We start from the raw sequence: 9,612 nt of genomic DNA on the forward strand, positions 1-9,612 counted from the left end.
GTTAAGCCTCACCAAAACCGTCATGCACAAGCGCAAGCATGGCAGCAAGCGCCACCTCTCCGTCCGGTCCGGCGACCCGGAAATGCAGCGTCGCCCCCTGCGGAGCTTTTACACGCATCACCTTCACCGGGCTCTTGGCATCCGTCCAAGGCCCGTCTCCAGAGAGGGCGAGTTCGATCTTTGCGGCAAACCTCTTCGCACACTGCGTGAGCTTGACCGACGGCCGCGCATGAAGTCCGACCTTGTTGACGAGAACCGCCGAGGCGGTCAGCGGCACCGACGTCTCACCTGCCCGGCTGGCGTGGGCATCATGCATAGAATTCCTCCGCGCTACGCTTGACGGCTGCGAGCGATGAGCCACCCGAGGATTCCGTCGCTGCAATCACCGCTCCTTCGACCACCGGGGCATTGCAGACGACGACGCGCGCCCTTCGATCTTCAGCCAACATTTCCACCGCCATCTCGGAATTTGTCTCCGCACCGCCGAGATCAACGAGCACAGCCACACCTGCTGCGGACCACGCCGCCTCGATCGCCTCCAGGATTCCAGCAACATTCGTGCCGAGCCCTCCATCGACATCGCCGCCGGTCCAGGCGAGCGGCACCGCATTGCCCACCATCTGACGCACCATATCTGCCGCGCCTTCCGCAATCTTGGGCGAATGTGAAACGATGACGATTCCGACATTGCCGCGATCTGGACTGCTCATAACCTTACCTCGAATTCCAATACTTTAGCCGCAGCGCCGATCAACAGGGACACTGAGCGCGAACCTGGGTCCATGTGACCAATCGAACGTTCGCCGAGAAAAGAGGCCCTGCCGCGAATAGCGAGCATCGGCGTGGTGCGATCGGCCGCCTGCGCTGCCTCCATCGCAATCGCCCGCGCATCGCCGCCCGCGGCCAATACCGCTTGCACCGGCACCAGCACGTCGAGCAAGGTCTTCTGTCCTGCTTCTGAGCGTCCGCGTGCCTTCACGGCGTTGATCGCCAGATCCGCGGCCGCGACGAACTCTGCACGTGTTGGCTGCTCTGGAAGCGCCTTGCCCAACTCCATGAAGTAGGTGCCAACCAGCGGCCCAGAGGCTCCGCCAACCTTCATGACCAGCGTCATTCCGATCGACTTCAGCATTTCTGGCAGAGACTTGTCCGCAAGGCCGGGCAACGTCGCGAGCACGGCCTCGAAGCCGCGTTTCATGTTCAGCCCATGATCGCCGTCACCGATCGCCTGGTCGAGGCTGGTCAGTTCGTCGGCGTGCTGGATCACCGCTTCCGCGAGCGCCCGCACCAGATTCTCCCTAGAGGCCCGATCGAGACTCATGCTGCGACCCTCCTGCCGGTCGCGTCGAAGAACAGCGGCTTGTTGAGGCGTAGTGACACCACGTCGCCGACATCTAACGTGGTCTCAGACTCCGCCAACGTCACAACGGGTTGACCACCGAGATCTAGGTGCAAATGACTCTGGTCGCCGAGATGCTCGACCCGCGTGACGGTTGCCGACACGTCTCCGCCATTGCGTGTGATAGCCAGGTGCTCGGTACGCGCCCCGATGGTCTTGGCGGTCGACGGAGCGCCCGCGAATAGACCGGCCGGCAGCAGGTTGATCATCGGCTGGCCGAGCCGGGCAGCGACATAGGCGTTGACCGGGTTCTCGTAAATCTCGCGCGGCGTGCCGATCTGCATCAGCCGCCCGGCCTCCATCACGCCGATGCGCGATGCCATGGTCATAGCCTCGGTTTGGTCGTGGGTGACGTAGAGGATCGTCGCGCCGAGATCGATCTGGATGCGCTTAAGCTCCAGGCGCATTTCACCGCGCAGCTTGGCATCGAGCGAAGAAAGCGGCTCGTCCATCAGGTAGATCGAGGGCGAGCGCACCAGAGCGCGGCCAATCGCAACGCGCTGCATCTGCCCGCCCGACAACTGGGTCGCCTTGCTGTGGAGCTTGGCCTCGATATGAAGAAGACGCGCGACCTGTTCGACCCTAGCGCGAATTTCGGCCTCCGGCAGGCGCCGAGTCGGCGCGCGTAGCGCAAAGGCCATGTTCTCGAACACGGTCAGATGCGGGTACAACGAATATTGCTGGAATACGAAGGCGACGTCGCGATCCGCCGGCGCATCACTGGTCACATCCCGTCCGTCGATGCGGACCGAACCGCTGTCGGGCGCCTCTAATCCGGCAACGAGACGCAGCGTCGTTGTCTTGCCGGCGCCGGTCGGCCCCAGCAACGCAACGAATTCGCCATCTCCAATGGTGAGGGACAGATCGACGACGGCTTGCGTCTTGCCAAACGCCTTGGAGACCGCCCCGATCTCGACTTCAGCCATGCTTGCCTCCCTCGTGCAATGCGGTGCGTATTGCCCGTCCCGACCCCTGGTCGAAGAGCGACAACGTATCGGGCCGAAAATCGAGCCCGACATTCATCCCAATCCGAAAGGGCATGCTGGCGGGCGAGCGGGCCTTGAGGGCGCCGTAAGGCGTCGTCACCGTCACGATCTGCGTTGTGCCGAGATATTCCGACCCATAGATCTCGCCCCGCACCATGCCGCTATCGGAAAAACGCACATGCTCGGGTCTGACGCCCAGGACAAGGTCGCTCTCCACCAGAGCCTCGCGTGCGGTGGGTATCGCAACGTCGCGATCCCCGAGCCGGATCGCCTGCGCCCCGGCTTGCAGGCTGCCGCGAAACGGCAGGAAATTCATCGCTGGAGAACCGATAAAGTCCGCGACGAAGAGCGAAACAGGCCGGTCATAAATGTCGCGCGGACTCGCAATCTGCTCGACCACGCCGTTGTTCATCACCGCAATCAGGTCCGCCATTGCCATGGCCTCCAGTTGATCATGCGTGACGTAAACGGTGGTCGCGCCAAGCCGGTCATGCAGCGCGCGCAATTCCTGAATCATCGCCTCGCGCATCTCGGTATCGAGCGCTCCGAGTGGCTCATCCATCAGGAAGCACTTCGGCTTGCGGACGATCGCCCGCCCAAGCGCGACGCGCTGACGGTCGCCGCCGGTGAGGGTCGAAACCGACCGATCAAGGAGGTGGGAGATGCGCAGGATCCGAGCGGCCTCCACCACGCGCCGGTCGCACTCCACGGCTCCGATCCCCTCGCATTTGAGCGGAAAGCCGATATTGCGCCGGACATTCATGTGCGGATAGAGCGCGAATAGCTGGAAGACGAAGGCGATATCTCGCGCGGAGGCACGGTTCATCGTCACGTCCTCACCGTCGAGCCTGATCGTGCCGGATGTCGGCAATTCCAGTCCTGCAATCATCCGCAGCGTTGTCGTTTTGCCGCAGCCGGACGGCCCAAGCAGACAAAGGAACTGGCCGTCATCCACCGTAAAGCTCGCGCCCTTGACTGCGTGAAACTCTCCAAAGGATTTGTTGAGCGCTTCAACCCTGATCTGTGCCATCGAGCGCTACTCCCGGACCTTCGAGACGATCGTGAACATCACCGTCCCAAAGAGAGTGACCGCGAAAGACCAGGAATAAAGCGTCAGAAAAAACGGCTGCATCAGCATGACCACGCCTGCGGCAATGATCGCCGTCGCGATGGCCTCCAGCGGACCGCGCCGCAACATTCTGCTCGTCAGGCTGACGTGCGGCGTTGACGTGTTCACATCGAGGTTCATTTGCGAACGGCCCCAAAGGTAATCCCGCGCAGAAGATGCTTGCGAAGCAGCACCGTGAACACGACGATCGGCACAAGAAAGATCGTCGTGCCGGCGGCTACGGCCGGCCAATCCTGGCCGCCTTCGCCAATGATGATCGGAATGAATGGGGGCGCGGTCTGAGCGTTGCCAGAGGTCAGAAGCACAGCAAAGGCGTATTCGTTCCACGCAAAAATCAGGCAGAAGATCGCCGTGGCCGCGATCCCCGTCGTCGCCTGCGGTAGAACCACCTTCACGAACGCCTGAAAGCGCGTATAGCCATCGATCATTGCCGCTTCTTCGTATTCGCGCGGGATTTCGTCGATGAAGCCCTTGAGTAGCCAGACAGCGAGCGAGACGTTCACCGAAGTGTAGAGCAGGATCATCCCGAGACGGGTGTCCGATAGCCCGACGGTCCGGTACATCAGGTAGATCGGGATCGCGACCGCGATTGGCGGCATCATTCTGGTCGACAGAATGAAGAACAGGAGGTCGTCCTTGAGAGGCACGCGGAAGCGCGAAAAACCATAAGCCGAGAGCGTACCGAGCGCGACGGCAAGCACCGTCGAGCCAAAGGCGATGATCAGCGAGTTGATGAAGCGCGGCACGTAGTTCGACGGCCCAGCGACAACCATGTTGCGGCTGCGCGCGATGTTGTCACAAAGCCCCTGCGGCGGCCCCAGCGTCTGGATAAACTCCTGAGTCTGACGCGAGCGTGTTGTGAAGACATTGCAATAGCCTTCAAGGGAAGGCTTGAAGAGGACCTTCGGCGGATAGGAGATCGCATCGTCAGGCGACTTGAACGAGGTGAGCACGATCCATATCAGCGGAACCATCGTTATGATGGCATAGAGTATGACGAGCAGACCGGCAAAGCGGCGAGTGCCGGTCGACGGTTCGACGACTGAGTGGGCTGCATTTGAGGCGCTCATCTGCTTTTCACCCGGTTCAGCGCCTTGACGTAGATGTTGGCAAGGCCAAACACTGTCACGAACAGAATGATCGCGAAGGCCGAGGAATAGCCGGTTCGCCAACTCTCAAAGGCTGCGCGCTTCAGTGTGATCGAAGCGACCTCAGTGGTCGAGCCCGGCCCTCCTCCGGTCAGGAGGTTGACCATGTCGAACATCTTGAAATTCTCGATCCCGCGAAAGAGCACCGCGAGCATGATGAACGGCAGAGCCATCGGCAGCGTGATCGACCAGAACTGCCGCCAATTCGACGCGCGGTCGACCTCCGCTGCCTCATAAATGTAATCCGGGATCGACCGCAACCCCGCCAGGCAAATCAGCATCACGTAAGGCGTCCACATCCAGGCGTCGACGATGACGATGGCCCACGGGCTGAGGGTCACGTCTCCCAGCATCTGGAACGACGAAGCGCCGCGCCCCGTGAAGAAGGCGACCACGTAGTTGAACAGCCCGATCTGCGGCTGATAGAGGAAAGTCCAGAAATTGCCGACAACCGCTGGTGAGAGCATCATCGGCAACAGAATGATCGTGGTCCACAGGCCATGGCCACGGAATTTCTTGTCGATCAGGAACGCAAGGCCGAATCCGAGCACAGTCTCGATCAGCACGGTCCAAACCACGAAATGCGCTGTGACCTGCATTGCCGCCCAGATATCCGGATCGGTCAGGATCGACTGGTACCAATCGGTCCCCAGCCATAGCGTCGGCGCGTTCGGCCGATTGGCGCGGTAGTTGGTAAATGACAGGTAGATCGTCCATACCAGCGGGAAGATATTGATCGCCAGCAGCAGCACGATCGTCGGTGTGATGAAGAGCCATGCGAGCGCCTGGTCCGAAAGGCCGCGGATACGACGTATCACGCCTGGTCGGATCGGGACGGCGCGGTAGGTGATCTGCGACGAAGTGCTCAAATCGTTCATGGCCCTGGTCAATCCTGGCGTCGCGATTGTCGACTATGCGACGCCTGCGGGTTCTACCGAAGAGAGCCTGGAGCGCGCTCGGCGTGCGCTCCAGGCGTTTGCCCTAGAACTTCTTGCCTTCTTCCTTGAAGATCGCCTTCCAGTCCTTTACCAAGCCATCGAGCGCTTCCTGCGCGGTGCCCTTGTCCGCCACCACGTAGTCATGCACGCGCTTCTGTTCGGCTTGCAGGAGTTGGGCATAGGAGGGCTCGGCCCAGAAGTCGACGACCATTCCCATCGACTTCAAAAACTCGCCGGCAAACGGCGCGCTGTTCGGGAAGCCCGGATCGTTCAACACTGACTTGGCGCAGGAATAGCCGCCCAGCGCCCACCACTTCTTCTGCACATCTCCACCGGAGAACCATTTGATATATTGCAGCGCCTCGGCCTGGTTCTTGGAATAAGAAACGACCGAGATGCCCTGCCCGCCGAGCTGCGTCGCCTGGGTCGCGGGGCCGGCGGGATTGCTGAAGAAGCCGATCTTGTCCCCACCGACGTTCGGATCTTTGTAGAGGCCCGGGAAGAAGGCGAAGAAGTTCATCTGCAGCGCGACTTGCCCCGACTTGAACGCATCAAGCCCTTCGGACATGTAGGAGTTGGATGCGCCGGGGGGCGTACAGCACTTGTAGAGCTCCTTGTAGGCCTCGAGCCCCTTCACGGCGCCGGGCGAGTTGACGAACCCGTCCATTGAATACGGCTTCTTCGGATCCTGATACTGGAAGCCGTAATCATAGAGGTAGTTCGACACGCCCATGGTGATGCCTTCCGAGCCCCGCTCGGTATAGATCGAAGCGCCATAGACCTTCTTGCCGTCGATCTCGCGGCCCTGGAAGAATTTTGCGATGTCGCGCAGTTCATCGAGCGTCTTCGGCACGGCGAGATCGCGGCCGTACTTGGCCTTGAAATCCGCCTGGATCTCAGGCCGCGCAAACCAGTCTTTGCGATAGGTCCAGCCCACCGCGTCACCCATGGCGGGCAGCGCCCAATAGTTCGGGCTGTTCTTCGGCCACTCGGAATAGCCGACCACTGTCGCCGGCATGTAGTCGTCCATGCTGATTCCTTCCTTTGTGAAGAAATCGTTGAGCTTGACGTACTGACCGTTCTCGGCGGCGCCCCCGATCCATTGCGAATCCCCGATGATGAGATCGCACAGCGAGCCATGCGAATTGAGCTCGTTCAGGAAGCGGTCGGCATAGTTGGTCCACGGCACGAACTCGAACTTCATGCCGACGCCGGTCTTGGCGGTGAAATCCTTCGACAGTTCGACCAGGGCGTTGGCAGGATCCCACGCGGCCCAGCACAGCGTGATGGTCTTGGCCTGCGCATGCGCAGGAGTAGTCCCCACTCCGACACCGAGCGCGGATGCGAGAACTCCGAACGTAGTAAGAAGCGCCTTTACTGTCTGTTTCATAACGCTTTCCCTCCCAGTGGGGCCGGCCATCGACATGGCGCGACTCTCCAACCCGCTCGAATGCTTCGAGCAGAGCGATACAGTCCTTCACGGGCTGAACGACTAAACGGACGTTTCCTCGCGCCTGCCTGGATTCTTAGGGATTCAGCCAAGCTCGATTTGTTTAGTGAAACACTATATACTAAACATTGCAAGCACGCTCTTAAGTCTCTCGGTCTTGGTGCCCTCGCGAAATTGAGGCAGCAACCATGCGCTCAACCGGTACTGGCTAACCAAAACGGCAGCATCGACGAAAGCGCGCTCGAAAGTCTGCTGGGTCGTTTGATCGCGGCGGACGTAGACTCGATCGGACTTCTTGGAAGCACAGGATCCTACGTCTTTTTCACGCGCGAGGAACGTCGGCGGGCGATCGAAATAGCCACGCGGAAAGTGGAGGAGCGCGCGCCTTTGTTGGTCGGCATCGGCGCGCTGCGGACGGACGAGGCGGTAAAACTGGCGCAAGACGCCCGACTTGCCGGCGCCACCGCTGGCCTGCTCGCAGCGGTTTCATACACACCTCTCATGGACGACGAAGTCTTCACGCATTTTGAGACGGTGGCGCGACTGGGAAAGCTGCCGCTATGCATCACGACAACCCGGGCACGACGCATTTTCGGTTCACGCCTGGGCCGATCGGTCGGCTTAGCCGGATCGAGGGCGTCGTCGCCGTCAAGAGTCCGGCTCCGGACAAAGACGGCGTGACCGATCACATTCGCAGTCTGCGCGATGTTGTGGGAGAGCACCTATCCCTTGGTTATAGCGTTGACTGGCACTGCACGGACGCGCTCTTGGCCGGTGGAGAGACATGGTACAGCGTTCTTGGCGGTATATTTCCTAAACCGTGCCTGGCCATCGTGCGAGCCGCCCAGCGCGGTGATGCCGCGACGGCCCGACGCCTGAACAACTAGCTTCAACCGATTTGGGACCTGTTCCGACGCTTCACCAGCCTCCGAGTCGTATATTCGATGTTCAACGGGCTCGGATTTGCGAAAGCAGTCCCGCAATTGCCGATCCAACCGCTTGGAGAAGAGGCGCAAAGGAATGTTGCGGCCGTGGTACGGGATCTGAATCTCTCCTGACTCGGTCATCGAAGACTGCAGCAGTGCAAGTTGTCCAAATTGACAGTCAGGCGGCTTCCTACTTAGACGCGGGTAAGCGAGCCGGAGTGACGTCATGGAGTACCGAGACGAGCTTCAGAAGTTGCAACATCAGCTCGAGCTGGCCGATCGCGCGATCCCATTGATCTGCGACGCCGCCACCGTGGAGCGACTCCAGCGATTTGCCAAGAGCATCAGGAACCGGCTCGACGAATTGGAAGCTACCGCTCTGCGCGAGCAGACCAGCCATCGCGCCTTTGAGCTCTGGCGCGAATCCGGTCGGCCGGACGGGCGCGATCTGGAGTTTTGGCTGCGAGCAGAGAGCGAACAGGCTGGCAAAAGCGGCGCTTCATGCGAACCAAACGGTATAAATGAGACGCGGGCGGAGGGGCCTGAACGGTGCGTGCTCCGCGATCAAAATGCAGTTGAGACGATCCGGAACCGCGGGCGCGCGGACGGCTTGAATTGGCGGTCCAGTTTTCCCGCCGATCGCTGGCCTGCACTGCCCTTGCCACTATCCCCTGAAGCCCCCCAAGGCGAAGCCGTGCTTTGTCGGGAGGTCCACATGACCCAAGTCTACAAGGACGATATCCGCGCACGCGCCTACAAGCTATGGGAGGGGGCCGGCAAGCCCGACGGACAGATGGATGAATTTTGGCATGAGGCAGAACGCCAGCTCAAAGAGGAGCAGGTAAGGCACGTATTGAAGACGCCCGACGCGCTCTGAACGTCACTCAAACCTCCGCGCCAGCGGACCTCTTCCGCTTATGGTTTGCAGTCCCACTTGCGCGCTGGCTGGACGTAGGATTGCTCCGATCCCGCATGCGTGGCAGCGTGCTCTCAAAATGCAGCTCTACGAGGCCTTGCGAAAAGATGTCGAGGTCCGCCACGCGCGCAGCCAGCCGCTTGGTGCGGTCGGCCCAATCCCGGCCGTTGGTCGCCAGAATGGCCATGTCGCGCTTCTGCGCACCAGCGCGCGGATGACCCGCCCGAAGGGAGCCTGAACGTTCGGGAAAAACTGGAAACTTTACGGGGCAAGTTGAGTTGCCAGTGATTGGATCCGAGTCGCCGGAGCGTGAGAATGGTGGACGAGGTTACGGTCAGAAGGGCCGCAGACACGGCGTGGTCGATCTTCAGGGCGACGCGTCCCGGCGTTGATGCATCAGACAGCCGCCGCTGCCTGCTCGAGCGTCACCTACAACGGAGAGGGGAAGAGCGAGTAAGCGATTCCGAAGAACTCGCAGGCTTCGGACTTGCCTATCTGCACCGGCTTCCCGCGGACGAATGCTGACGCGCATGATGATGTTCGTCGCGCGGATGGCTCGCGGAAGCACAAGACCCAGTTGGACCCTGCTGGCCATCTCGTCTCTCATTTCGGCGACCGTCGTGCTGGCGCTGCGATGCGCGTTGGGGGATTAGGCGCCGATGCGCATCGCCCAGCTCGCCCCCTTGGCCGAAAGCGTCCCTCCAAAGCTTTATGGCGGCA

At 60.8% G+C, this 9,612-nt stretch carries 13 protein-coding genes; 4 read left to right on the plus strand and 9 right to left on the minus strand.

Going from position 1 to position 9,612, the window contains the following annotated elements; genetic code table 11:
* Position 1: 1 nt before the first annotated feature.
* The 9 genes from AC5ZFO_RS43965 to AC5ZFO_RS44005 form a co-directional block, all read right to left on the minus strand.
* The gene (locus AC5ZFO_RS43965) at positions 2-316 is read right to left on the minus strand and encodes an HPr family phosphocarrier protein (RefSeq protein ID WP_028150081.1); all 315 of its coding nucleotides are present in this window, start codon (positions 314-316) and stop codon (positions 2-4) included.
* Positions 309-710, minus strand: a complete 402-nt coding sequence (gene dhaM, locus AC5ZFO_RS43970; protein ID WP_282525731.1) for a dihydroxyacetone kinase phosphoryl donor subunit DhaM — start codon at positions 708-710, stop codon at positions 309-311. Before dhaM ends, AC5ZFO_RS43965 begins: the two co-directional genes overlap by 8 nt.
* The gene (gene dhaL, locus AC5ZFO_RS43975) at positions 707-1,321 is read right to left on the minus strand and encodes a dihydroxyacetone kinase subunit DhaL (RefSeq protein WP_282525730.1); all 615 of its coding nucleotides are present in this window, start codon (positions 1,319-1,321) and stop codon (positions 707-709) included. The genes dhaM and dhaL overlap by 4 nt, the downstream gene beginning before the upstream one ends.
* Entirely contained in the window at positions 1,318-2,325 is a 1,008-nt protein-coding gene (locus AC5ZFO_RS43980) for an ABC transporter ATP-binding protein (protein WP_282525729.1), read from the minus strand. Before AC5ZFO_RS43980 ends, dhaL begins: the two co-directional genes overlap by 4 nt.
* Positions 2,318-3,415, minus strand: coding sequence for an ABC transporter ATP-binding protein (locus tag AC5ZFO_RS43985; protein WP_282525728.1), 1,098 nt, complete (start codon positions 3,413-3,415; stop codon positions 2,318-2,320). The genes AC5ZFO_RS43980 and AC5ZFO_RS43985 overlap by 8 nt, the downstream gene beginning before the upstream one ends.
* Positions 3,416-3,421: 6 nt before the next feature.
* Positions 3,422-3,634, minus strand: coding sequence for a hypothetical protein (locus AC5ZFO_RS43990; protein WP_282525727.1), 213 nt, complete (start codon positions 3,632-3,634; stop codon positions 3,422-3,424).
* Positions 3,631-4,584, minus strand: coding sequence for a carbohydrate ABC transporter permease (locus AC5ZFO_RS43995; protein ID WP_028150087.1), 954 nt, complete (start codon positions 4,582-4,584; stop codon positions 3,631-3,633). The genes AC5ZFO_RS43990 and AC5ZFO_RS43995 overlap by 4 nt, the downstream gene beginning before the upstream one ends.
* A complete protein-coding gene (locus AC5ZFO_RS44000) occupies positions 4,581-5,540 on the minus strand; it encodes a carbohydrate ABC transporter permease (protein WP_014492573.1) in 960 nt (319 codons plus the stop codon). The genes AC5ZFO_RS43995 and AC5ZFO_RS44000 overlap by 4 nt, the downstream gene beginning before the upstream one ends.
* 103 nt (positions 5,541-5,643) lie before the next feature.
* Complete coding sequence (locus tag AC5ZFO_RS44005) at positions 5,644-6,990, minus strand: ABC transporter substrate-binding protein (RefSeq protein ID WP_282525726.1); 1,347 nt, start codon at positions 6,988-6,990, stop codon at positions 5,644-5,646.
* 234 nt (positions 6,991-7,224) lie between these two features.
* On the opposite strand from AC5ZFO_RS44005, the gene AC5ZFO_RS44010 reads away from it, so the two are divergent.
* The 4 genes from AC5ZFO_RS44010 to AC5ZFO_RS44025 all read left to right on the plus strand — a co-directional run bounded on the left by AC5ZFO_RS44010 (position 7,225) and on the right by AC5ZFO_RS44025 (position 9,130).
* Entirely contained in the window at positions 7,225-7,731 is a 507-nt protein-coding gene (locus tag AC5ZFO_RS44010) for a dihydrodipicolinate synthase family protein (RefSeq protein ID WP_306664756.1), read from the plus strand.
* Complete coding sequence (locus AC5ZFO_RS44015) at positions 7,680-7,937, plus strand: dihydrodipicolinate synthase family protein (RefSeq protein ID WP_496123797.1); 258 nt, start codon at positions 7,680-7,682, stop codon at positions 7,935-7,937. The genes AC5ZFO_RS44010 and AC5ZFO_RS44015 overlap by 52 nt, the downstream gene beginning before the upstream one ends.
* Positions 7,938-8,202: 265 nt before the next feature.
* The gene (locus AC5ZFO_RS44020) at positions 8,203-8,853 is read left to right on the plus strand and encodes a DUF2934 domain-containing protein (protein WP_282525725.1); all 651 of its coding nucleotides are present in this window, start codon (positions 8,203-8,205) and stop codon (positions 8,851-8,853) included.
* A 118-nt stretch (positions 8,854-8,971) separates the two neighbouring features.
* Positions 8,972-9,130: a hypothetical protein gene (locus AC5ZFO_RS44025; RefSeq protein WP_496123795.1), complete on the plus strand. Its 159-nt coding sequence runs from the start codon at positions 8,972-8,974 to the stop codon at positions 9,128-9,130.
* The last annotated feature ends 482 nt before the right edge of the window (positions 9,131-9,612 follow it).

Source organism: Bradyrhizobium sp. Unk1, from assembly GCF_059512345.1.